This window comes from Paraburkholderia sp. SIMBA_027 (genome assembly GCF_046535315.1).
Lineage (GTDB): Bacteria > Pseudomonadota > Gammaproteobacteria > Burkholderiales > Burkholderiaceae > Paraburkholderia > Paraburkholderia tropica.
Genome location: NZ_JAWRWY010000032.1, coordinates 1 through 24,116, shown reverse-complemented (window position 1 = coordinate 24,116; position 24,116 = coordinate 1). Strand labels below are relative to the sequence as shown.

The 24,116-nt window shown below is 66.1% G+C and carries 21 protein-coding genes and 1 pseudogene; 10 read left to right on the top strand and 12 right to left on the bottom strand.

The features are described from left to right. Window position 1 precedes the first annotated feature (1 nt). Window positions 2-484 (bottom strand): glutathione peroxidase, encoded by a 483-nt coding sequence (locus SB764_RS36375; RefSeq protein ID WP_065060182.1) that lies wholly within the window; start codon window positions 482-484, stop codon window positions 2-4. A gap of 156 nt (window positions 485-640) precedes the next feature. Here SB764_RS36375 and SB764_RS36370 point away from each other — a divergent pair, with 156 nt between their 5' ends. Next, window positions 641-2,596, top strand: a complete 1,956-nt coding sequence (locus SB764_RS36370) for an ATP-binding cassette domain-containing protein (protein WP_410866257.1) — start codon at window positions 641-643, stop codon at window positions 2,594-2,596. A 103-nt stretch (window positions 2,597-2,699) separates the two neighbouring features. Beyond that, a pseudogene (locus SB764_RS36365) lies at window positions 2,700-3,719 on the top strand (CaiB/BaiF CoA transferase family protein); the annotation flags it as partial. Between the two features lie 467 nt (window positions 3,720-4,186). Here SB764_RS36365 and SB764_RS36360 read toward each other — a convergent pair. From SB764_RS36360 to alr, 3 genes are all read right to left on the bottom strand, one after another. Next, complete coding sequence (locus SB764_RS36360) at window positions 4,187-4,450, bottom strand: DUF2866 domain-containing protein (protein WP_074984490.1); 264 nt, start codon at window positions 4,448-4,450, stop codon at window positions 4,187-4,189. Window positions 4,451-4,584: 134 nt separating this feature from the next. After that, the gene (radA, locus tag SB764_RS36355; RefSeq protein ID WP_065060360.1) at window positions 4,585-5,961 is read right to left on the bottom strand and encodes a DNA repair protein RadA; all 1,377 of its coding nucleotides are present in this window, start codon (window positions 5,959-5,961) and stop codon (window positions 4,585-4,587) included. Between the two features lie 65 nt (window positions 5,962-6,026). Further along, a complete protein-coding gene (alr, locus tag SB764_RS36350; protein WP_074984489.1) occupies window positions 6,027-7,097 on the bottom strand; it encodes an alanine racemase in 1,071 nt (356 codons plus the stop codon). 218 nt (window positions 7,098-7,315) lie between these two features. Between alr and lplT the strand changes: the two genes are divergently transcribed. Next, a complete protein-coding gene (gene lplT, locus SB764_RS36345) occupies window positions 7,316-8,626 on the top strand; it encodes a lysophospholipid transporter LplT (protein ID WP_065060185.1) in 1,311 nt (436 codons plus the stop codon). A gap of 111 nt (window positions 8,627-8,737) precedes the next feature. After that, window positions 8,738-9,544, top strand: coding sequence for a bifunctional hydroxymethylpyrimidine kinase/phosphomethylpyrimidine kinase (gene thiD / locus SB764_RS36340; protein ID WP_410866256.1), 807 nt, complete (start codon window positions 8,738-8,740; stop codon window positions 9,542-9,544). 7 nt (window positions 9,545-9,551) lie between these two features. Here the strand turns inward: thiD and SB764_RS36335 are convergent, their stop codons facing one another. Genes SB764_RS36335 through tsaB form a run of 4 tightly spaced genes read right to left on the bottom strand, consistent with a single transcriptional unit; the run spans window position 9,552 to window position 13,003 of the window. After that, complete coding sequence (locus SB764_RS36335; protein WP_410866255.1) at window positions 9,552-10,748, bottom strand: DUF1853 family protein; 1,197 nt, start codon at window positions 10,746-10,748, stop codon at window positions 9,552-9,554. After that, complete coding sequence (locus SB764_RS36330) at window positions 10,745-11,731, bottom strand: uracil-DNA glycosylase family protein (RefSeq protein WP_410866254.1); 987 nt, start codon at window positions 11,729-11,731, stop codon at window positions 10,745-10,747. Before SB764_RS36330 ends, SB764_RS36335 begins: the two co-directional genes overlap by 4 nt. Continuing rightward, a complete protein-coding gene (rimI, locus tag SB764_RS36325) occupies window positions 11,718-12,212 on the bottom strand; it encodes a ribosomal protein S18-alanine N-acetyltransferase (RefSeq protein ID WP_065060188.1) in 495 nt (164 codons plus the stop codon). The genes SB764_RS36330 and rimI overlap by 14 nt, the downstream gene beginning before the upstream one ends. Continuing rightward, window positions 12,209-13,003: a tRNA (adenosine(37)-N6)-threonylcarbamoyltransferase complex dimerization subunit type 1 TsaB gene (gene tsaB / locus SB764_RS36320; RefSeq protein ID WP_410866253.1), complete on the bottom strand. Its 795-nt coding sequence runs from the start codon at window positions 13,001-13,003 to the stop codon at window positions 12,209-12,211. Before tsaB ends, rimI begins: the two co-directional genes overlap by 4 nt. 173 nt (window positions 13,004-13,176) lie before the next feature. Here tsaB and SB764_RS36315 point away from each other — a divergent pair, with 173 nt between their 5' ends. The 3 genes from SB764_RS36315 to aceA all read left to right on the top strand — a co-directional run bounded on the left by SB764_RS36315 (window position 13,177) and on the right by aceA (window position 17,391). Next, entirely contained in the window at window positions 13,177-13,446 is a 270-nt protein-coding gene (locus SB764_RS36315) for an acyl-CoA-binding protein (protein WP_074984483.1), read from the top strand. Window positions 13,447-13,928: 482 nt separating this feature from the next. After that, window positions 13,929-15,662, top strand: coding sequence for a DEAD/DEAH box helicase (locus SB764_RS36310; RefSeq protein ID WP_110328471.1), 1,734 nt, complete (start codon window positions 13,929-13,931; stop codon window positions 15,660-15,662). Window positions 15,663-16,083: 421 nt separating this feature from the next. Then, window positions 16,084-17,391, top strand: a complete 1,308-nt coding sequence (gene aceA / locus SB764_RS36305; RefSeq protein WP_410866252.1) for an isocitrate lyase — start codon at window positions 16,084-16,086, stop codon at window positions 17,389-17,391. A 129-nt stretch (window positions 17,392-17,520) separates the two neighbouring features. On the opposite strand, the gene SB764_RS36300 is transcribed toward aceA, so the two are convergent. Both SB764_RS36300 and SB764_RS36295 read right to left on the bottom strand, forming a co-directional pair. After that, on the bottom strand, window positions 17,521-17,970 hold the full coding sequence (locus tag SB764_RS36300; protein ID WP_065060362.1) for a universal stress protein: 450 nt from the start codon (window positions 17,968-17,970) through the stop codon (window positions 17,521-17,523). A gap of 221 nt (window positions 17,971-18,191) precedes the next feature. After that, window positions 18,192-19,100 carry a LysR family transcriptional regulator gene (locus tag SB764_RS36295; protein WP_065060193.1) on the bottom strand — a complete coding sequence of 303 codons (909 nt, stop codon included), beginning with the start codon at window positions 19,098-19,100 and terminating at the stop codon, window positions 18,192-18,194. Between the two features lie 168 nt (window positions 19,101-19,268). On the opposite strand from SB764_RS36295, the gene SB764_RS36290 reads away from it, so the two are divergent. Both SB764_RS36290 and aceB read left to right on the top strand, forming a co-directional pair. Beyond that, entirely contained in the window at window positions 19,269-20,033 is a 765-nt protein-coding gene (locus SB764_RS36290) for a haloacid dehalogenase type II (RefSeq protein WP_410866251.1), read from the top strand. Window positions 20,034-20,103: 70 nt separating this feature from the next. Further along, entirely contained in the window at window positions 20,104-21,696 is a 1,593-nt protein-coding gene (gene aceB, locus SB764_RS36285) for a malate synthase A (protein WP_410866250.1), read from the top strand. Between the two features lie 120 nt (window positions 21,697-21,816). Here the strand turns inward: aceB and SB764_RS36280 are convergent, their stop codons facing one another. Next, a complete protein-coding gene (locus SB764_RS36280) occupies window positions 21,817-22,245 on the bottom strand; it encodes a gamma-glutamylcyclotransferase (protein ID WP_074984476.1) in 429 nt (142 codons plus the stop codon). 197 nt (window positions 22,246-22,442) lie between these two features. On the opposite strand from SB764_RS36280, the gene SB764_RS36275 reads away from it, so the two are divergent. Next, complete coding sequence (locus SB764_RS36275; RefSeq protein WP_410866249.1) at window positions 22,443-23,336, top strand: AraC family transcriptional regulator; 894 nt, start codon at window positions 22,443-22,445, stop codon at window positions 23,334-23,336. A 7-nt stretch (window positions 23,337-23,343) separates the two neighbouring features. Here the strand turns inward: SB764_RS36275 and SB764_RS36270 are convergent, their stop codons facing one another. Next, window positions 23,344-23,808, bottom strand: a complete 465-nt coding sequence (locus tag SB764_RS36270; RefSeq protein ID WP_205994400.1) for a GNAT family N-acetyltransferase — start codon at window positions 23,806-23,808, stop codon at window positions 23,344-23,346. Between the last annotated feature and the right edge of the window lie 308 nt (window positions 23,809-24,116).

Below are 24,116 nucleotides of genomic sequence, written 5' to 3'. Positions count from 1 at the left end.
GTTACAGCAGCTTTTCGATGTCGGCGGCAATGGCGTCGGGCTTCGTGACCGGCGCGTAGCGCTTGACCACGTTGCCGTTGCGGTCGACGAGAAACTTCGTGAAATTCCACTTCACGCGTTCGAGGCCCAGCACGCCCGGCGCTTCCTCGGTCAGCCACTGGTAGAGCGGGTGCGCGTGGGCGCCGTTCACATCGATCTTCGCGAACATCGGGAACGTAACGCCGAAATTCTTCTCGCAAAACGCGCCGATCTGCGATGCGTCGCCCGGCTCCTGCTTGCCGAACTGGTTGCACGGGAAGCCGAGCACCGCGAGGCCGCGCGCGGCGTACTGATCGTGGAGCTTTTGCAGACCCGCATATTGCGGCGTGAAACCGCATTCGCTCGCAGTGTTCACGATCAACAGGACCTTGCCCGCATACTGTTCGAGGCTCACTGGCGCGCCGCCGCCCAGCGGCTCGGCCGAAAACGCATACACCGTCGTCATCTGGCTCTCCAAAGGAAAGCGCCAGTCTAATGGAGAAAGTGGCCGTCCCGCACCCTGGCCGAATGGCTAGCCATTCGGCTAGTCATTGGAGGCCCGCCACCCAGTTAAAATAGCGCTTTACGTTTTGTTCGCGGCCCCGTCCGCGCCAGCGCTCCCGTGATCCGCTTCAACCAATTCAGCCTTGCTCGCGGCACCAAGCCGCTTTTCGACCAGACCTCGTTCACCCTGAATCCGGGTGAGAAGGCCGGTCTCGTCGGCGCGAACGGCGCGGGCAAATCCACGCTGTTCTCCGTGCTGCGCGGCGAACTGCACGCGGACGCCGGCGACTTCTCGCTGCCGCCTTCGTGGCAGATCGCGCACGTGGCGCAGGAAACGCCCGCGGTCGACAGGAGCGCGCTCGAATACACGCTCGACGGCGACGCCGACCTGCGCGAAATCGAAGCGCGCATTGCGGCGGCCTCGGCGGCCCACGACGGCGCGGCCGAAGCCGAAGCCCACGCCGCGTTCGCCGACGCCGACGGCTACACCGCGCCCGCGCGCGCCGAAGCGCTGCTGCTCGGCCTCGGCTTCACGCTCGACCAGACGCGCCAGCCCGTGGCGAGCTTCTCGGGCGGCTGGCGCATGCGCCTGAATCTCGCGCAGGCGCTGATGTGCCGCTCCGACCTGCTGCTGCTCGACGAACCCACGAACCACCTGGACCTCGACGCCATCGTCTGGCTCGAAGACTGGCTGCATCGCTATCCGGGCACGCTCGTCGTCATTTCGCACGACCGCGAATTCCTCGACGCAATCTGCAACGTCACACTGCATCTGGAAAATCATCAGGTCAAACGCTACGGCGGCAACTATTCGCAGTTCGAGATCCTGCGCGCGCAGCAGCTCGCGCTGCAGCAAAGCGCCTACGAAAAGCAGCAGAAAACCGTCGCGCATCTGCAGAGCTTCATTGACCGCTTCAAGGCCAAGGCCACCAAGGCGCGCCAGGCGCAGAGCCGTGTGAAGGCGCTCGAAAAGATGGAGCTGATCGCGCCCGCGCATGCCGCCTCGCCGTTCACTTTCGAGTTCCGCACACCCGATTCCGCGCCCAATCCCATGCTCGTGATGGAAGACGTGCGCTGCGGCTATCGCGCCGAAGACGGCACCGAAACGCCGATCGTCGAGCGTGTGGCGCTGTCCATACAGAACGGCCAGCGCATCGGGCTGCTGGGCGCGAACGGCCAGGGTAAATCGACGCTGATCAAGACGCTCGCGGGCACGCTCGCGCCGCTTTCGGGCGAGACGCGCACGGGCAAAGGCCTGCAGATCGGCTATTTCGCGCAGCATCAGCTCGAGACGCTGCGCCCCGACGACTCGCCGCTCCAGCATCTCGCGCGCCTCGCGCCCGACACGCGCGAGCAGGAATTGCGCGATTTCCTCGGCGGCTTCAATTTCCCCGGCGAAATGGCCACGGCGCCCATCGCGCCCTTTTCGGGCGGCGAAAAGGCACGCCTCGCGCTCGCACTCATCATCTGGCAAAAGCCCAATCTGCTGCTGCTCGACGAACCGACCAACCACCTCGACCTCGAAACGCGTCACGCCCTGACCATGGCGCTCGCCCAGTTCGAAGGCACGCTCATTCTGGTGTCGCACGACCGCCATCTGCTGCGCGCAACCACCGACCAGTTCATGCTGGTCGCCAAACACCGGCTGCAACCGTTCGACGGCGATCTCGACGACTACCGCGACTGGCTGCTCCAGCACGCGGCCGAGCAACGCGCGGCGCTCAAGGCGGCGGCAGCCGGCGGCACGGGGAATGCGGCCAGCGAACTGGATGGCGCCGACGCGGGCGTCAACCGCAAGGAACAGCGCCGTCAGGAAGCGGAAACGCGCCAACGTCTTGCGCATCTGAAAAAGCCGCTGCAGGCGAAGATCGGCAAGATCGAAAAGGAAATGGACGCGCTCAATGCCGAGAAAGGCACGCTGGACGGTTTCGTCGCCGACCCGGCCAGCTACGAGCCCGAGCAGAAGACGCGTCTGACCGACGCGATCCGCCGTCAGGCCGACGTCCAGTCGCGCCTCGAGACGCTCGAAGCCGAATGGCTCGAAGCGCACGAAGAACTCGAGCAGATCGGCTGATGCCCGCACCGCACGTGCGGCACAATCGATCCTGATCCGCCTGTTGACCTTAACGACGTCACCGCTCTCACCGCCAGGAGTCACCCGAGTGTCGACACCCGCCTTGCAAGGCCTCCGCGTTCTCGATCTGACCCGTCTTTTGCCCGGGCCGGTGGCCACGCTGCGCCTCGCGGAAATGGGCGCCGACGTGCTCAAGATCGAGCCGCCGGGCGCTGGCGACGCCTCGCGCGCCATGATGCGCAACAGCGCCGACGAAATCGCGGGCCGTCCGGGCGCGTTCTATCAGATCGTGAACCGCGGCAAGCGCGAAACGCGGCTCGACCTCAAGTCCGAGGGCGGCCGCGCGGTGCTGCTCGCGCTCGCCCGCGACGCCGACGTGCTGGTCGAGAGCTTCCGGCCCGGCGTCATGGACCGGCTCGGGCTCGGCTACGAGACCCTGCGCGCGATCAACCCCAAGCTCGTCTACTGCGCGATCACGGGTTACGGCACGACCAGTCCGTTCGCCGAGCGCGCCGGCCACGACATCAATTACGTCGCGTATTCCGGCGTGCTCCACCAGATCGCCGCGCGGGACGGCGCGCCCGTGCTGCCCAATTTCCAGATCGCCGATCTGCTGGGCGGCGCGCTCGCGGCGGTCACGCAGATTCTCGCCGCGCTCTGGCAAGTTGCGCGTGGCGGCGAAGGCCGTTTCGTCGATATCTCGATGGCGCACGTCTCGCACACGCACAACGTGGTCGCCCAGGTCGCACTCGCCAACGACGACGCGGCCGCGCTCGAGGCGGGCGGCGGCCTGCTCAACGGCGGCGTGCCCTGCTACAACCTCTATCGCACCCAGGACGATCGCTGGCTGGCCGTCGGTGCGCTGGAGCTGAAGTTCTGGCAGGCGCTCTGCACGGCCATTGGCCGCGAGGATTGGGCGCAGCGGCACTGGAGCCTCGGTCAGGCGATCGGTGGCACGGACGCGGCAGCGCTCACGCACGAGTTCGCCGCGATGATTGCGGCCGAGCCGCTGCAAACGTGGATCGACCGGCTCGAAGTGATCGACTGCTGCGTGTCGCCGGTGCTCACGCCCGGCGAGGCGGCCAATCATCCGCTCTTCAATCCGGAAGCGCTCCAGGCGGTGCTCGACGAAATCGCCGCGCAGCGTGAAGCGGAAGCGCGCCGTGCCGCGGGCTTGCCGCCGGCCGCGGCGCCGTTTGCCCAGGCGGGCGCCGCCGCTGCGGCCTACGGCATGGCGGGTACGCAAAGCGCACCCGTAGCGCCTCCGCCGCCCAATCCGCAAACCGCTTTCGCGACCAATACGCCCGGCATGCAGGGCTATGCGCAAAATGCTCCGCAAGGCGGCGGCACCCACGCACCGGGCCAGCCGCCGGGCAAGAAACCGTTCAGCTACGGCCCGTGAGCGAACGCGGCCAGGGCGCGGCGGAGGGGCTGCCAAGGAGCAACCAGGAGCAGGCGCAATGTAAGTTAAGGAAAGGCAAGCTGTATGAAAAATGGGCGCTCGATGCGCCCATTTTTCTGGCAAGTGCCTGTGTCGTGACCATGACCTCGCCGCCACCCTCGGGCGCCACCCGAGACCTCGCCGCGCGCCTAGCGCCGCGGCAGCGTTTGACGCGGCATGCGCTCGTCGTCGTACATGACGTGTTTGCGGCCTTCCACGTGATGGGCGATGGTGCTGCGCACCTGCGCAGCCGTCACATTGCCGGCCACCACCTGGCGTGAAATGCGGCCGTCGCCGTCGATCCACTCGACGATGCGGCAAGTGCCGCCGAAAGGCTGCACAAGCGGCTCGGAGACGCGGCAGCCGCGCACGACGATCGAGTTTCCGACGAAGGACGATTCTGTCTGTTTCAAGTCGCTATCCTTTCCGCTGGATGCGGGGTTGCATATGCGGGCAAGGATAGGGAAATCGCAAAATTTTCTGGTTACAGTGCGAACCAGGGTTGTTACCAATGATTACGCGACAGACCATGCCTGTCGCATCGATATCACTCCAGTTCGCGCACCCGGTCGATCGCCTCCTCAATACGCTCGACCGCGATCACGTTGAGTCCCTCGATCGGCTGCTTCGGCGCATTGGCGCGCGGAATCAGCGCGCAGGTGAAACCGAGCTTCGCCGCTTCCTTCAGACGATCCTGGCCGCGTGGCGAGGGCCGGATCTCGCCCGCCAGGCCCACTTCGCCGAAAACGATCAGACCCTTGGGCAACGCCTTGTTACGCATCGACGAATGAATCGAAAGCAGCACGGCGAGGTCGGCGGCCGGTTCGGTGATCTTCACGCCGCCCACCGCGTTCAGGAACACGTCCTGGTCGAAACAGCCGATGCCCGCGTGACGATGCAGCACCGCCAGCAGCAGCGCGAGCCGGTTCTGCTCGAGCCCGACGGCGAGTCGGCGCGGATTCGGCACCTGCGCCGTGTCGACGAGCGCCTGCACTTCCACGAGCAGCGGCCGCGAGCCTTCCTGCGTCACCATCACGCACGAACCCGGCACGCTCTGCTCGTGTTGCGACAGAAACAGTGCGGAAGGATTGGCAACGCCGCGCAGGCCGCGCTCGGTCATCGCGAACACGCCCAGTTCGTTGACCGCGCCGAACCGGTTCTTGAACGCGCGCACCAGACGGAACGACGAGTGCGTGTCGCCCTCGAAGTACAGCACCGTATCGACGATGTGTTCCAGCACGCGCGGGCCCGCGAGGTTGCCCTCCTTCGTCACGTGGCCGACCATGATGATCGACGTGCCCGACTGCTTGGCGATGCGCGTGAGCTGCGCCGCGCACTCGCGCACCTGCGCGACCGAGCCGGGCGCGGACGTCAGCGCTTCGGAATAGATCGTCTGGATGGAGTCGATGACGGCAACGTCGGGCTTCTCTGCCTCGATGGTCGCCTGGATCTTTTCGAGCTGGATTTCGGCGAGCAGTTGCAGCTCGCTCATCTTCGAGCCCTTTTCGAGCAGACCGAGACGTTGCGCGCGCAATGCAATCTGCGCCGCCGATTCCTCGCCGCTCACATAGAGCGCGCGGCGGTCGGCCGCGATTTCGGCGAGCGATTGCAGCAGCAGCGTCGACTTGCCGATACCCGGATCGCCACCGATCAGCACCACGCCGCCCGCGACCAGACCGCCGCCCAGCACGCGGTCGAACTCGCCCACGCCGGACGTGAAGCGCGGCACGTCGGACGCCTCGATATCGGCAAGACGGCGCACCGGCGCGCTCTTCGCGAGCGCCTGATAACGGTGATTGCCCGCGGGCTCCGCGACGCTTTCCACCAGCGTGTTCCACGCGCTGCACGCGGGGCACTGTCCTTGCCATTTCGGCGCCTGTCCGCCGCATTCGGTGCAGATATAGAGCGTCTTAACCTTCGCCATGCTTTTCGCCATACCGCCTTTGTTTCTGGTGTCGTTGTCCTGTCCCGCTTCCCCAGGCGCCCCGCTTACTCCGCGCGCACCGGCACGCGCGGCGCGACCGCGCACATCAGCTCGTAACCGATCGTGCCGCACGCGGCGGCCACCTCGTCGATCGGCAGATTCGCGCCCCACAGCTCGACGCGCGTGCCCATGCCCGCGCCCGGCACCGGCGTGAGATCGACGGTCAGCATGTCCATGGAGACGCGGCCGACGACCCGCGTGCGCACGCCGTCGACGATCACCGGCGTGCCCTCGGGCGCGACGCGCGGATAGCCGTCCGCGTAACCGCACGCCACCACGCCGATGCGCATGGGCTTGCGCGCCGTGAAGGTCGAGCCGTAGCCGACGGTCTGGCCTTCGGCAACGTTCTGGGTGGCGATCAATTCGGATGCGAGCGTCATCGCCGGTTGCAGGCCGGTGCCGTCGAGCGCCGACGCCTCGCCCGAAGGCGACGCGCCGTAGAGCACGATGCCCGGCCGCACCCAGTCGAAATGCGACTCCGGATGCCAGAGCGTGGCCGCCGAATTCGCGAGACTGCGCGCGCCCGCGATCCCCTGCGCGCCACGCTCGAACGCCGCCATCGCCTCGCCGATGCCGCGCGGCGTGTCGGCGTCCGCGAAATGCGTCATCAGCGTGATCTGACCGATGCCGGCCGCCGCCCGCGCGCGCTCCCATGCGGCGCGGTATTTCTCGGGCGTGTAGCCGAGCCGGTTCATACCGCTATTCATCTTGAGCTGCACGTTCACGGGCTTCGAGAGACGCGCCATTTCGAGCATGCGCATCTGCTCGTCGCAGTGGACGACGGTCGAGAGGCTGTAACGGTCGATTACGTCGATATCGGTCGGCCGGAAAAAGCCTTCGAGCAGCAGGATCGGCCCCGCCCAGCCGAGTTCGCGCAGCTTCACGGCCTCTTCGAGGTCGAGCAGGCCGAAACCGTCTGTGGCGCGCAGTCCGGGGAACGCCCGCGCCAGCCCGTGCCCGTAGGCATTGGCCTTGACCACGGCCCAGATTTTCGACTTCGGCGCGTATTTCCGGACGACGGAGAGATTATTGGCGAGTGCGGCGGTGTGAATCGTGGCTGAGAGGGGGCGCGGCATGGGAGATTTTCGTAAAGACGCTTTCGAATCAGGAGCTTACAGGGTGTTTTCAGCGCCCGGCAGGCCCGCCTGCTGGGCGGTCAAGGAATGTGCTAGTCCGAATGCAGCTATTTTCGTGATATAAAGCCCTGCGCACAACCCATTTCGAACGTAATAAGCCCGGATGCCTCCCACCCGTCCGGGGCGGACGGACCGCAGCGAGGACAGCATCGCATCAGATGAAAAAAGGCTTTTACACCATCATGGCCGCGCAGTTTTTTTCGTCGTTGGCCGACAATGCGCTCCTGATCGCTGCGATTGCACTGCTGAAAGACCTTCACGCCCCGAACTGGATGACGCCGCTGCTCAAGCTGTTCTTCGTCCTTTCCTACGTCGTTCTTGCCGCATTCGTCGGCGCCTTTGCTGATTCCCGCCCTAAGGGCAAAGTGATGTTTATCACGAACTCGATCAAGGTCGTGGGCTGCGCCATGATGCTGGCCGGCACGCATCCCTTGCTCGCGTACGGCGTGGTCGGTTTCGGCGCGGCGGCGTATTCGCCGGCCAAATACGGCATTCTGACCGAGCTGCTGCCGCCCGAACGGCTCGTCGCCGCCAATGGCTGGATCGAGGGCACCACGGTCGGCTCCATCATTCTCGGCACCGTGCTCGGCGGCGCGCTGATCAGCCCGCACATCGCCGCCCACGTGATCCGCCACACGCCCGCCTCGATCAACACGCCGGCCGAAGCCGCGATGCTCGTGATCATGGCCATCTACGTGATCGCCGCCCTCTTCAATCTGCGCATTCCCGACACCGGCGCGCGCTATCCGCGCCAGCAGCACGGTCCGATCCGTCTCATCACCGATTTCGCCGACTGCTTCAACACGCTCTGGCACGACAAGCTCGGCCAGATTTCGCTCGCGGTCACGACGCTGTTCTGGGGCGCGGGCGCCACACTGCAATTCATCGTGCTGAAATGGGCCGAAGTCTCGCTCGGCATGTCGCTCTCGGAAGGCGCGGTGCTGCAGGCCGTGGTAGCCGTGGGCGTGGCCGCCGGCGCGATGATCGCGGCCGCGCGCATCCCGCTCAAGAAGTCGCTTTCGGTACTGCCGGTCGGCATTCTGATGGGCATCGCCGTCATGCTGATGGCGTTCTACACGCGCAACCTCTTTCCGCCGCATTGGGGCCTGCATATCGGCCATCTGCGCATTCCGGGCTATCTGCTGTTCGCCTATATGTTCCTGATGGTCGTGGGCGCGCTGTCGGGCTTCTTCGTCGTGCCGATGAACGCGCTGCTCCAGCATCGCGGCCACGTGCTGCTGTCCGCCGGTCACTCGATCGCCGTGCAGAATTTCAACGAGAATCTCTCGGTGCTCGTGATGCTGTGCCTCTACGCCGTGCTCGTCTGGCTCGACGTGCCGGTGACCATCGTGATCGTGCTGTTCGGCACCTTCGTCTGTCTGATGATGTGGCTCGTGATGCGGCGCCACCAGGCCAATCAGCGCGCGTTCGACTCGGTCGCGCTGATCGGCGAAAATCACGGACACTGACCGGCTGCGCCAACGCGCCGCCGTCGCCCCCTTCATCGAATTTTTCAGCGTCCGCGCGGCGGTCTTCGAGCTTTCGGAGCGATGCGCGCGCGGCGCCTTCGCGACGCTGCCATGACCTCACCGATTTCCCACGTCCTCACGATCGCCGGCTCCGATTCGGGCGGCGGCGCGGGCATCCAGGCCGACCTCAAGGCGTTCTCGGCGCTCGGCGCGTACGGCGCGAGCGTGATCACCGCGCTGACCGCGCAGAACACGCGCGGCGTGACGGCGATCCACGCACCCGACGCCGCCTTCGTGACAGCGCAACTCGACGCCGTGTTCGACGACATCCGCATCGACGCCGTGAAGATCGGCATGCTCGCCAACGCGTCGATCGTGCGTGCGGTGGCCGACGCGCTGCGCCGTCACAAGCCGCCGCGCATCGTGCTCGACACGGTCATGATCTCGAAGAGCAATCACGCGCTGCTCGCGCCCGAGGCCGTCGCGGCGCTGCGCGAGGAGTTGCTGCCGCTCGCGGACATCGTCACGCCGAATCTGCCGGAGGCGGGGGCGCTGCTCGGCATCGAAGCGGCCACCGATGAAGCCGCGATGGTCGAACAAGGCGAGCGTCTGCGTGCGCTCGGCGCGCAGGCCGTGCTGATGAAAGGCGGCCACCTCGGCGGCGACGACAGCCCCGACTGGCTGATCGAAGCCGGCGGCACGCTGCGTCTGGGCGGCCCGCGCGTGCCGGTGACGAACACGCACGGCACGGGCTGCACGCTGTCTTCCGCGATTGCCGCGCTGTGGCCGCAGAACGCGACGCTCGCGGACGCCGTCGCGCAGGCGAAGACTTATCTCACCGGCGCGCTGGAAGCGAGCGACCGGCTCCATGTCGGGCACGGCGTGGGCCCGGTGCATCACTTCTGGCGTTGGTGGTAGGCGCGGGTTATTGCCGCGCGAAGGCGCTCGCCCGCTCGGGCCAGTCGTCGGGGACGATGAAACCGCGCGAGTGCTCGATATAGCCGCCGACGCCATCGGCGACGAACGCAGCGACCATCACCGGATCGTGCTTGCGCAGCAGATTCGCGAACAGCGTCGCGGAATCGGTCGGGCGCGCGACGGCGAGACGGTTTAAAAATCCGTCAGCCTGCGTGGCGCGCTTGATAGACATTTCGTCCGCCGATCCGGCTGCCAGCCTTTCGTGGACGCCTGCCCCACCACCACTTGCTGCCGCATCGCCGGATTGGCAGTTAGTTGCAATCTCTGGACGATCGCCTTGCGCGAGTTCACGCGCGTCGAGACGGCGCGGCGCAAGCCACGCGAGACGCGGCAGAACGCTCCAGCCATCCGCGCCGTGACGCGCCGCGAAATCGGCCCAATCGGCGTGCGTGACCCACCAGCCGCGCCCATGCGCCGCCGCCACTTCCGGCGCATTCGTCGCGGCATGATCCGCGTGCGGATCGGCGCGATAGAACAGCCAGCCCTTCACGAACATCTGCGCGAGCCAGGGCCCAACCAGGCCGAGCGCCGCGAATTCCTCGCGCTGCGTCAGCCGCAATTGATGGTCGAGCAAATGCGCGAATTTCCAGTCGAAGCGATCGCGCAAATTCGGCCCGACGAAATCCGCGAGACGGCCCTCGTGAGGCTCATCGGCGCCCGCATGGAGATAGCACTTCACCGCCAGTTCCCAATGCAGCTTTTGGCCATCGGCGGTCTCGACGAGAAAATCGCATTCGCCCAGCGTGCGTCCTGCGTGACGCAGCGGCAGACCGGCGGCGACGAGTCGCGGCGCGGGACCGAGCGTCAGCCACGCGCCAAGCAGCGCTTCCGCATAACGGCCGAGGCGGGTGAGATTCGCCGCTTCGAGCATTGCGTGCAGCGGCGCCGGATCGCGATCGAGTTGAGCGAGCCAACCGGCGACGGCATGGGCCGACGTCGAATCGGCGCAAGGCTGCGCGAGCGGCGCTTGCGGTTGCGGACGCAACAAGTCCGCACTCAGCAGGAGCCACGCGAGATCGCGCACGGCCGGATCGGCGTAGCAGGCCAGTGGATCGCGCGCGGCGTTCGAGGCAAGGTCGGACGCGACTTCGGTCACCGCATCGGACGCGACGAGCCCCACCCCGCCGCGCCCTTCGACGTTCATGACTCGCCGCCCGCCGCCTTGCGCCACGTGTCGCGCGCGAGGCACAGATCGGCCCACGCCTTCGATTTGTCGTGCAGGCTGCGCAGCAGATACGCCGGGTGATACGTGACGATCACCGGCACGCCTTCGTACTCGTGCACGCGACCGCGCAGCGACGCGATGCTGCCGTCGGTCTTGAGCAGGCTCTGCGCCGCGAAACGTCCGAGCGCGACGATGATCTTCGGCTTCACAAGCGCGACCTGGCGCTGCAGATACGGCTCGCAGCGCGCGACTTCGTCCGGTTCGGGATTGCGGTTGCCGGGCGGGCGGCACTTGATGACGTTGGCGATATAGACGTTTTCGCCGCGCGCGAGCGTCAGCGCATGGAGCATGTTGTCGAGCAGCTTGCCCGCCTGGCCGACGAACGGCTCGCCCTGGCGGTCTTCGTTTTCGCCGGGCGCTTCGCCGATCAGCATCCAGTCGGCTTCGCGGTCGCCCACGCCAAAGACGGTGTTGGTGCGCTTTTCGCACAGGCGGCAGCGCTCGCACGACTTGACGCGCTCGGCGAGCGCGTCCCAGTCGAGCGTCGCGATGTCGTCGCGCGGCGCGCGCGCGGGCGCGTCGATGTCTTGCGGCAGCACCGGCTCGGCGACCGAATCGAACCACGCGAAATCGTCTTCGGTGAAAGGCGGCGGTTCGTCGGCGTCCGGTTGGGCGCGCTTCGCTTCGGACGGCGCCGCTCGACGTGACTCGGCAGGCGGCGAGGCAGCGCCCGGCTCGCGCTGCGGCGTGCGCGCCGGCGTCGGTGCTTCGGCTTGCGACGGCGCGCTGGCGCGCGCCACGACAGCCTCGACCGACGGCGCAACCTCCGTCACATGGCTGGCAACCGCAGTACCGACGCTAACGGCCTCGACCGCCACGCTTCCCACGGCCGCCGCCGCACCCTTGCGCACCCAGCGCGGCGCGAGTCCCAACTCCTCGAGCGCGTATTCATCGAGCGCCATCCGCGCCCTCCTCTGCAAAAGTCAGACGCATCACCATCGCGTCCTCGCGCGTGTGGTGACGAGCCGGATAGTAGTTCTTGCGCCGCCCGACGGTCACGAAACCAAACTGCTCGTACAGCCGGATCGCCCGATGATTCGACGGCCGCACTTCGAGCAGCAGGCCTTCGAGCCCCTGCGCGCGCGACATCCGCACGCCTTCGCGCAACAGCGCGAGCCCGGCGCCCGCGCCCTGCGCCGCCGGCGCGACGCACAGATTGAGCAGATGCATCTCGTCGACCACCGGCATCAGCACGCAATAGCCGATCAGCGTGCCGGTCACATGACGCATGCAGATACCGTAGTAGCCGTTGCGCAGCGAGTCCTCGAAATTGCCACGCGACCACGGAAATTCGTAGGCGTTCTTTTCGATCACCACGACCTCGTCGAGATCGCTTTCGGTCATCTGGGACAGATAGCGGTCGGTCATCAGCACACCGCTCATCGTCCCTCCCCGGACGCGGCCGATTTGGCGGCGAGGCGCTCGGCCGTGGTCTGAGCGACCTTGTTGCGGATGTACTCGGGCGCGGCCTGGTCGGCGGGCACCGTGCGGCCGGCGCGGAACGCACGCAGCGCGGCATGCGCAAGCGGCACGGCGTGCGGCAGCGCCTCGGCGTCGATCACGCGTGCGACCGCCGCGGCGCTCAGGCGCGTACCGAAGGCCGCCGCCGCGTTACCCGCGAGCGTGAACGGCGTGTCGGGCGCGACGACGGCTTCGGGTGCATCGAGCGAGGCGGCGTGCACGGTCGTCCAGTCGCCCGTCGCCGCGTCCCACGCGTAGTCGGCCCAATAGGCTTCGTCCATGCGCGCGTCGAGCGCCGCCAGCACGCGCGTCGCCGACGCGTCGCGCAGCCGCGCGCTTTCCGCGCAGACGAGCAGCGTGCTGACCGGCACGACCGGAATATCGAGGCCGAACGCGAGGCCTTGCGCCACGCCCGTGGCGGTGCGCAAGCCCGTGAAGGAGCCGGGGCCCGCGCCGAACGCGATCGCGTCGCAATCGGCGAGCGTAAGGCCGGCTTCGGCGAGCACTTCGCCGATGGCAGGCAGCAGGCGCGTGCTGGAGACAGCGCCCGTGGCTTCATGTCGCACCCAGACGCGCGAAGAGGTCGGTTTCTGCACGGCATCCTGAGCGGAGCCCGGGGCAGATGCACCGCCCGCGGATGCGGCGGCGCGAAGCAGCGCGACCGAACAGAATTCGGTCGACGTATCGATGGCAAGCAGCACGGTTTCAGTCATGACCGCTATTGTAATGCGGCGCCCTCGCCCAGTCGCCGCCCAGGCATGCGCGCTGCGCGCCGCGCTCACCGTCGGCGAGAGTCCTTCTAGAGTGGAGGAATCGTTCCAGCCCCATGCCAGACGACGCTGCTACCATCGTCGGACTCGATCGAATTCAAGTGGAGGAAACAGCAATGAGCGATATCAACGCCCAGTTCGCGCAGGCGCAGGAAGACGTGCAGAAGCTGTCGGAGCGTCCGGGCAACCTGACGTTGCTGCGTCTGTACGCGCTGTACAAGCAGGCGAGCGAAGGCGACGTGCATGGCGACAAGCCGGGCTTCACCGACATCGTCGGCAAATACAAGTACGACGCGTGGGCCGCGCTGCAAGGCACGGCGCAGGACACGGCGAAGACGCAGTATGTAGAACTGGTCGAGTCGCTCAAGAGCGGCGCGGCGAGCTAAGCCCGGCTTCGCACCGGTCGGCGAGGCACGCCCAGCCGCGCCTCGCCCGAATTTCCCCTCCGCGAACTCGCCGCGATCTCGCCGCGATCCCCCGCCGTTCCCACCCTCTTTTGCGCCGATCCGCGTGCAACTATCCGCGCACCGCAAATCGTTTGCGCTCGCGCTGGCGCGCTGCAACAAAACGAGATATAATCCACGCTGCGTTGCGCTCCGGTCGCCATTGCGATCAGCCCAACGCCACGTAGCGTTAAGCTCCAATCCAGTTTAGAACCTGTCCCTCCCTGCCGTGGCCCTGCTTTCGGGCCGTCAAGTATCAGGCTGGCGGTTGGCCAATCCGGGCTGAGCCGCACCCAAAACAGCTTCTAACGAAAATCCGCCCCCGTGTGCGGATTGCCCCCGTTTTTCGATTTGTTTGCACAATCCGACGACTTGGGTATGCCGATTGGCGCCGACGTTCTATTTCCTGTGTACCAAGGATTTTCATGACTTCGAGCAATACCCAAAGCCCCCTCGACGCGATCGCCAACGACGCCCTCGGCCTCGAGCAGCCTGTCGCCGCCGCCGCTGAAGGCGTCGCGCCTGCTGCCGACACGCCGGCAGGTCCGACGTTCGAGTCGCTCGGTCTGTCGCCGGAGATTGTCTCCGCGCTGACCGCAGCGGGCTACAAGGCCCCGACGCCGGTTCAGGAACGCGCCATTCCTGCAGCCATCGCGGGCCGCGACCTGCTGGTCTCCAGCCCGACCGGTTCGGGCAAGACCGCAGCGTTCATGCTGCCTGCCATCGAGCGCTTCGCTCAGATCCAGAAAGCACAAGCCGCGCAACCGCGCGAGCCGCGTCCGCAAGGCGCGAACGGCCAGCAAGCCGATCGCCGCCCGCAACGCCGTCCGCAGCCGGTGGCACGCCCCGGCCTGCTCGTCCTCACGCCGACGCGCGAACTCGCCATGCAGGTGACGACGGCCGCTTCGACGTACGGCAAGCACCTGCGCCGCCTGCGCACCGTCAGCATTCTCGGCGGCGTGGCCTACGGCCAGCAGCTGATGCTGCTCGCCAAGAACCCCGAAATTCTCGTGGCAACGCCGGGCCGTCTGCTCGACCACCTCGAGCGCGGCCGTATCGACCTGTCCGAGCTGAAGATGCTCGTGCTCGACGAAGCTGACCGCATGCTGGACATGGGCTTCATCGACGACATCGACACGATCGTGGCCGCGACGCCCGAAACGCGTCAAACGATGCTGTTCTCGGCCACGCTCGACGGCAAGATCGCCTCGATCACCGGCCGCCTCTTGAAGGATCCGGAGCGTATCGAGATCGTCCGCAAGATCGAAGCGAGCTCGAACATCGCCCAGACCGTGCATTACGTCGACGACCGCGATCACAAGGATCGTCTGCTCGACCACCTGCTGCGCGACGAAAAGCTCGACCAGGCCGTCGTGTTCACGGCCACCAAGATGGACGCCGACCAGCTCGCCGGCAAGCTGGCCGACGCCGGCTTCGAAACCGCCGCGCTGCATGGCGACCTGCCGCAAGGCGCACGTAACCGCACGATCCGCGCACTGCGCGAGCGTCGCGTGCGCGTGCTGGTCGCGACCGACGTCGCGGCACGCGGTATCGACATCCCGGGCATCACGCACGTCTTCAACTACGACCTGCCGAAGTTCGCGGAAGACTACGTTCACCGTATCGGCCGTACGGGCCGCGCGGGCCGTTCGGGCACCGCGGTGAGCCTCGTGCACCACGCCGAGCAAGGCGCGCTCAAGCGCATCGAACGCTTCGTGCGCGGCACGCTGCCGGTCAACGTCGTCGAAGGCTTCGAGCCGCGCAAGGCACCGCCGGCTAACCGTGGCGGCTTCGGCGGTCGCGGCCGTCCGGGCGGCGGCAACGGCGGCGGCCGTCGCTTCGGCGGCAAGCCGGGTGGCGGCTACGGCAACAACCGTGGCGGCTACGGCGGCAATGCCGGCGGCAACGGCGGTGGCAATGGCGAGCGCAGCTTCGGCGATCGTCCGCAAGGCGACCGCAACGGCAACAGCTGGGGCAACAAGTCGGATTCGCGCGGCGGCTACGGCCAGCGTGAAGGCGGCTACGGCGCCTCGCGTCGCGAAGGCGGCGATCGTGGCGGCTACAGCCAGCCGCGCGGCGACGGCTACGGCCGTTCGCGCGAAGGCTTCGGCGGCGGCCGTCGTGACGGCGGCCCGCGTGGCGCGCGTCGCGACAGCTAAACCACGCTGAAAACGGCACCGGGCGGCGATTCACAACCGCCCGGCGTCCGCAGCCCCAAAAAAGACCGGTGCTTCGTCACCGGTCTTTTTTTGCCCGCACGCTGGATTTCACGATATGAAAAAAATTTTTGCTCCGTAAAATCGCGTGCTGCGTGGCACAAACCGGGCCATTGCGAGATGGAAAATCGCATTCCTCATCGCGAAATAAACCCAATACATCGTTGATTTAATTGAATTAAAAATCCATAAAATTCCCCATTGCCGCCCTGTTGCGGGGCCATCGATTTGCCTAGACTCTTATATAAGAGTTCGCGAAACGAAACGCCTCCGTCCCCACAACGAGACACAAGCTTCGCGAAGTTCACCGGTTTAGTCGTTCCGATCAGCGGTTCATCTATCAGGTCAACAGAAGGAGCCCACCATGTCGACGCGTCAACAGCAAGCCGAGCAACTCCAGCAGCAATGGGACACGGATCCGCGCTGGAAAGGCATCAAGCGCAACTACACGGCCGACGACGTGGTGCGCCTGCACGGATCGATCCAGCCCGAGCACACGCTCGCGAAGCAAGGCGCGGAAAAGCTCTGGAAAGGCGTGAACACCGAGCCGTTCATCAACGCGCTGGGCGCGCTCACCGGCAACCAGGCGATGCAACAGGTCAAGGCCGGCCTCAAGGCGATCTATCTGTCGGGCTGGCAGGTCGCGGGCGACGCGAACCTCGCGGGCGAGATGTATCCGGACCAGTCGCTCTACCCGGCCAACTCGGTGCCGCAGGTGGTCAAGCGCATCAACAACACGCTCACGCGCGCCGACCAGATCCAGTGGTCGGAAGGCAAGAATCCCGGCGACGAAGGCTATACCGACTTCTTCCAGCCGATCGTGGCGGACGCCGAAGCGGGCTTCGGCGGCGTGCTGAACGCGTTCGAACTGATGAAGGCGATGATCGAAGCCGGCGCCGCGGGCGTGCACTTCGAAGATCAGCTCGCCTCGGTCAAGAAGTGCGGCCATATGGGCGGCAAGGTGCTCGTGCCGACGCGCGAAAACGTCGCCAAGCTGACGGCCGCGCGTCTGGCCGCCGACGTCTGCGGCGTGCCGACCGTGCTGCTCGCCCGCACCGACGCCGAAGCCGCCGACCTCGTCACCTCGGATATCGACGACAACGACAAGCCGTTCCTCACGGGCGAACGCACGGTGGAAGGCTTCTTCCGCACCCGCAACGGCCTCGAACAGTCGATCTCGCGCGGCCTCGCCTACGCGCCGTATGCCGACATGATCTGGTGCGAAACGGGCAAGCCGGATCTCGCGTTCGCCAAGCAGTTCGCCGAAGCGATCCACAAGGAATTTCCGGGCAAGCTGCTTTCGTACAACTGCTCGCCGTCGTTCAACTGGAAGAAGAATCTCGACGACGCGACGATCGCCAAGTTCCAGCGCGAGCTGGGCGCGATGGGCTACAAGTTCCAGTTCATCACGCTCGCAGGCTTCCACTCGCTGAACTACTCGATGTTCAACCTCGCGCACGGCTATGCGCGTCAGAACATGAGCGCGTTCGTGGAACTCCAGCAGGCCGAGTTCGCCGCGGCCGAGAAGGGCTTCACCGCCGTGAAGCATCAACGCGAAGTGGGCACGGGCTACTTCGACGCCGTGACGCAGACGGTCGAGCGCAACGCGTCGACCACGGCGTTGCACGGTTCGACGGAAGACGAGCAGTTTTTCGATAAAAAGGTGGCGTAAGACCACCGCTGGCGCGGGTTGGGGAACCCTCGCCCGTTCAGGCGCCGTCCGCACGGCGCGGCGGCCGGCATGTGAACCTTGGCGGGGCATGCCGGCCGCCGCCACCGCCGGACGCGCGCCGGACGCTTTTCACCGATAGACGATCACCGGAATCTTCGTATGACTGAGCACACGCTGGGTTTCGCTGCCGATCAACAGGCTGCCCAGACCGCGACGTCCATGCGAGGCCATGAAAATCACGTCGCAGCCCCGGTTTTCGGCGGCTTCGATAATGCCCAGATAAGGCGAAGGATGCACGCTGGTGCAGCTGTCGCACGCCACGCCCACGCTGTGCGCCGCCTCCTCGACTGCCTGCAGATGCGTGCGCGCCTCTCGCTCACTGCGCGTCTGGAAGTCGCCGGGAAGTTCGATGGCGATGTCGCCGGCGATGTTGCCAGGATACGGCGAGTACGGATACTGCGGCATGCAGGCGTAGGCCGTGACGTGCGCGCCCAGCGTCCGTGCGAGTGCAATCGCGCCGTCGATCGCCTTTTTCGACAGATCCGTGCCGTCGGTCGGAACGAGGATGTGCTTGAACATGACGCCCTCCGTGTTCGTCTGCGCTGCCGGCGCTTCCGGCAACGCTTCTGCCAACGCTTCTGCCAACGCTTCTGCCAACGCTTCTACCCAGTCTGCTGCCCAGTCTTCTGCCGATTGTAGTGCGCTAAAAAACACGCCGCGGCGGGCATGCGGGCATCTCCGCATATCGGAAACACCCACGTCAGGCCGCGCGTCGAGCGAATGTCGCGGGACGGATCGCGTCAGTCCTGTCCCCAGTAACCCGGTTGACCGTACGTATGCTTGAGAAAGTCGAGAAAGAGGCGCACGCGCAACGGCAGGTGCCGGCGCTGCGGAAACACGGCATGAATGCCGATGGGCGGCGCGGCGTAGGCGTCGAGCACGCGCGCGAGCCGGCCCGCCGCAATGTCCTCGCCGACTTCCCACCACGAGCGCCACGCGAGACCGTGGCCCGCCAGACACCATTCGTGCAGCACCGCGCCATCCGAGCACTCCATCGTGCCCGCCACGCGAATCTGCACGACCTTGCCGTCCTGCTGGAACGTCCAGCCGCGCTGCTGATTCGCGCTCGCGCCGAACGCGAGGCAGTTGTGACGCGCGAGATCGGCGAGCGTTTCGGGTTCGCCGCGCCGCGACAGATACGAGGGCGCGGCAACGACGACGCGGCGGTTTTCACCGAGCTTGAGCGAGACCAGCGACGAGTCGGGCAATTCGCCCAGCCGCACGGCGCAGTCGAAGCCTTCGTTGACCAGATCGACGAGCCGGTCCGAGAGATCGAGCGTGATCGTCACGTCCGGATGCGCGACCGTGAAATCGGGCACGAGCGGCGCGACGTGACGCCGCCCGAAACCCGCGGGCGCCGACACGCGCAAATGCCCGCTCGCCTTCACGCCGCCCGCCGACACGCTCGCCTCGGCGTTCTGCATGTCGTGAATGATGCGCTGGCAGTCCTCGAGAAACGCCGAGCCCTCGAAAGTCAGCGTGATACGCCGCGTGGTGCGCACGAACAGCTTCACGCCGAGGCGTTCCTCGAGCGCGTCGATACGGCGTCCGATGATCGCGGGCGCCACGCCTTCGGCCTGCGCGGCCGCCGAAAGACTGCCCTTCGCGGCGACGATCGCGAAGGTTTCGATCTGCTTGAATCGATCCATCTGGAGAAAAAGGGAGCCGGATTGCGCAGCGCAAATGGCTGCAAAGAAGCGAATGATCGTCAGATTAGGTGGGTAAAAGTAAAAGATCAAGTGATCAATCGCGCCTTTTTCAGCAATCCACCTCATGAATACAATTCACCTCGACCTCTGACGACGGAGTGCAAGGCTATGTCGGCCACAACGACAACTCTTTTTCCCAAGGCGGTGATCTTCGACGCGTACGGCACGCTCTTCGACGTGCATTCCGTCGTCGCCGCCGCCGAGCAGATGTTCCCGGGCCAGGGCGAAGCGCTCTCGCAGCTCTGGCGTCTCAAGCAGATCGAGTACACGCAGCTGCGCACGCTCTCGGACCCCGCCGGCGCGCGCTACAAGCCGTTCTGGGACGTCACGCTCGACGCGCTGCGCTACGCCGCGCGCCGCCTGAATCTCTCGCTGACAGGCGCGGGCGAAAAGCGTCTGATGGACGAATACGCCTGCCTGTCCGCCTTCCCCGACGTTCTGCCCGTGCTGCGCCGCCTGCGCGAAACGCGCGCCGACGGCAGCCGCACGGGTCTCGCGATCCTCTCGAACGGCAATCCGCAGATGCTCGACATCGCGGTCAAGAGCGCGGGCATGAACGGCCTGTTCGACCACGTGCTGTCCGTGGACGCCGTGCGCGCCTACAAGCCCGCCGCCGCCGCGTACGCGCTCGGCACCGCCGCGTTCGACGCGGCGCCGCGCGAGCTGGTCTTCGTGTCGTCGAACGGCTGGGACGCCGCGGGCGCCGGCTGGTTCGGCTACACCACCTTCTGGATCAACCGCCAGCGTCTGCCCGCCGAAGAACTCGGCGTCGCGCCGCACGGCACCGGCGGCGGCATGGCTGAACTGGCCGCCTTCATCGAAACCGCCGCGCCCGCCGAACGAAGCCGCCCCCGCCCCAGCCCGGGCGCATGACGACATCGCGCAGCGAGCACGGATAGCAGCACACACGCATTCACAATCTGACCGACCAAGGAGTTAGCAAATGGCGAACACGTTGCAACTGCCGCAAGGCATGCAGATCACGGCCGAGATCCAACCCGGCTTCGAACAGATCCTCACGCCCGAGGCGCTCGAACTCGTCGCGAAGCTGCACCGCGCCTTCGAACCGCGTCGCCAGGAACTGCTGAAGGCGCGCGTCGAGCGCACGAAGCGTCTCGACGCCGGCGAGCGTCCGGACTTCCTCGCAGAAACGAAGTCGATCCGCGAAGGCGACTGGAAAATCGCCGCGCTGCCGAAGGATCTCGAATGCCGCCGCGTGGAAATCACCGGCCCGGTCGAGCGCAAGATGATCATCAACGCGCTGAATTCGGGCGCGGATTCGTACATGACCGACTTCGAGGATTCGAACGCGCCGAACTGGGACAACCAGATCACCGGCCAGATCAACCTCAAGGACGCGGTGCGCCGCACGATCTCGCTCGAACAGAACGGCAAGTCGTATCAGCTCAACGACAAGACCGCCACGCTGATCGTGCGTCCGCGCGGCTGGCATCTCGACGAAAAGCACGTGACGGTCGACGGCCAGCGCGTGTCCGGCGGCATCTTCGACTTCGCGCTCTATCTGTTCCACAACGCGAAGGAACTGATCTCGCGCGGCAGCGGCCCGTACTTCTATCTGCCGAAGATGGAAAGCCACCTCGAAGCGCGCCTGTGGAACGACATCTTCGTCGCGGCGCAGGAAGGCGTGGGCGTTCCGCGCGGCACGATTCGCGCGACTGTGCTGGTCGAAACGATTCTCGCCGCCTTCGAGATGGACGAAATCCTCTACGAACTGCGCGAACACAGCTCGGGCCTGAACGCCGGCCGCTGGGACTACATCTTCTCGGCGATCAAGAAGTTCAAGAAGGACGCGGACTTCTGCCTCGCGGACCGTTCGCAGATCACGATGAACGTGCCATTCATGCGCGCCTATGCGCTCGAACTGCTCAAGACCTGCCACAAGCGCAATGCGCCGGCGATTGGCGGCATGAGCGCGCTGATTCCGATCAAGAACGATGCGGCAGCGAACGACAAGGCAATGGGCGGCGTGCGCTCGGATAAGGCGCGCGACGCGGGCGACGGCTACGACGGCGGCTGGGTTGCGCATCCGGGCCTCGTGCCCATTGCGATGGAAGAGTTCGTGAAGGTGCTCGGCGACAAGCCGAATCAGATCGGCAAGCAGCGCCCCGACGTCAACGTGACGAACAAGGATCTGCTCGACTTCCGTCCGGAAGCGCCGATCACCGAAACGGGCCTGCGCAACAACATCAACGTCGGCATCCACTACCTCGGTTCGTGGCTCGCGGGCAATGGCTGCGTGCCGATCCACAACCTAATGGAAGACGCCGCGACCGCCGAAATCTCGCGCTCGCAGGTGTGGCAGTGGATCCGCTCGCCGAAGGGCAAGCTCGACGACGGCCGCAAGGTCACGGCCGAACTCGTGCGCGAACTGATCCCGCAGGAACTGGACAAGGTGAAGGGCGTGGTCGGCGGCGATACGAAGCCGTACGAGCGCGCCGCGCAGATCTTCGAACAGATGTCGACGTCGGAGGATTTCGTCGAATTCCTGACGCTGCCGCTGTACGAGGAAATCTGATCGGCTTCGCTCATCGCTGGATGCGATGAGCCGATGCGTCGATAAAAAAGGCCCGGCGGATGTAAGTCCGCCGGGCCTTCGTGTTTTCTGCGAGTTTTTCGCGGTGCGCGAGGTGGGCACCTAGCGCGCGCGCCGATGCTCCACCCAGTCGCCGCTCGTGATTTCGGGACGGCCCGCGACCGCGCCCGGCGCGACCGGATAGTACAGGCAGTCGACGCGCTCGCCCTGCACTTCGAGGCTCACCGCCTTCGAGACGAACAGCCCGTCGACGCCCGGATAGACCTGCTCGATTTCGTCGAGCACGGCCAGCAGCGCATCGTCGATTTCATAGACGTCGCCGACTACGCGCGCGGGTTGATCCGCCTGGATCGCCGCGTCGTCGTGCGTGCCCGCCACCATGCCCGGATACGTGCCGAAGTCAAACAGCCGACCCGACAGCGACGTGAGCCCCAGATGACGCGGACGCGCGATCGCATGGCGATCCGCGGCGAGGTTGATGTCGTTGATCTCGCCCGCGCGCAGCGTGCCGTAGACGAACACGTATTTCATGGATTCCGCTCCTTGCTCCTGATATCCGCGTCATTATGCGATAGCCAGCATGTTTGCGCGCGGCGTGACGGGCGTGCAAAGGCACCATTAAGCGTCGATACGCGCCGATCCGTACACGCGCCTAAAATGAGGCACTCCGTTGCCCCTGTCAGCGCCAACCCGCACAGATCAGCGCACACCAGCACCCGCATGCCGCCATGACCGCCGACGCCACCACCTTCGACGCCACCCCAGTCAGCGACGCCCTGCCCGCCGCCTTCGCCGAGATCCCGCCCGAGTTCGCGCCGAACCTCGAGCATCCGATCCGCGTACGCTCGCGGCCGATGGCCGCCGGCGTGCGCATCTCGAAGCACACGCATGCGTGGGCGCAGCTCGCCTATGCGTCGCGCGGCGTGCTGCGCATGGCCACGCCCGGCACGACGTGGATGGTGCCGCCGTCGCGCGCGATCTGGGTGCCGCCGTACGTCACGCACGAAGTGTCCATCGTCGAGGACGCGTTCCTGCGCACGCTCTATGTCGATCAGTCGGTGATTCCCGCCGGGCTGGACGCGTGCCGCGTGGTCGAAGTCTCGGGCTTGCTGCGCGAATCGATCGCCGCCTTCGACGAACACGGCATCGCCCCGGCGCGCGAGCGTCTGCTCGGTGCGGTCGCACTCGACGAAATCACGCGCTCTGCGCCCCTGCCGCTCGCGGTGCCAATGCCCGAGGAAAAGCGCCTGCGCGCGCTCTGCGAAGCGCTGCTCGCCGATCCGGCCGGTCCGGGCTCGCTCGAATACTGGGCCGCCCACGTGGGCGCCAGCACGCGCACGATCGCGCGGCTTTTCCGGCTGGAACTGGGGGTGAGTTTTTCGCAGTGGCGTCAGCAGGCGATCCTCGCGCGCGCGATTCCGCTGCTGAATCAGGGCAAGCCGATGTCGATCGTCGCGCAGGAACTCGGCTATCAAAGCCAGAGCGCGTTTTCGGCGATGTTCCGGCGCGCGTTCGGCGAAAGCCCGCGCGCCTTTATCGCACGCGGTACCGGCGACCGCGTGCAGGATCTCGACGAAACCCATTCCGCAAACGACGAACCGCTCGAAGCGCCGGGCGACTGACGCAAGATCACACCAGGCGCGTCATGTGCCGGATCGAGCCGAGCCGCGCGAGCCGCGGTCCGGCAACGCGATAACCCATGCGCAGATAAAGCCGCGCCGCCGGGTTATCGACGAACACGCGCAGCTGCAATTCGCGCAGCCCGCGCTCGCGCGCCCATTGATGCGAGATGTCGAGCAGGAACGTGCCCGCGCCGTTGCCGCGGCAACCCTCGGCGATCTGCACGTCGCGGATGTGCAGCGAATCGCCTTCCTGCGTCACGCGCAGCACGCCGATCGCCTCGCCATCGAGTTCGAGAATGAAATTCTCCGATTCGCGATAGCTCGCGAGGAACAGATCGCCCCGCCAGATCAGATGATGCCGCTGGTAATAGCCGCCCATGTTCCGGCGCGTGAGCGACTCGGCGAACTCGAAGTCGTCCATGGAGGCGTGACGCAGCTGGAAGCGCGACGGAATGTCGTTCGGTGCGAACATGGCAGGCAACGCGGCAATCGCGGAAATTCGAAGTTTCGACAACGCTACGATAACGCGTCGCCTCAGGCAATGGCGTTTTGTCCGTACGCCCCGCACGAATCGCGCGCAGGTATGAGCCGCAGCAGCGCCACACCTGCGCCGCACCAAAGATCGGAAGAGAAAGGGAACGCGCGGACCGGAACCGGCGGCGCAAAAGAAAAAAGCCCGCTGGAACTTCCAGCGGGCTTTGATTCTGGCGGAGCGGACGGGACTCGAACCCGCGACCCCCGGCGTGACAGGCCGGTATTCTAACCAACTGAACTACCGCT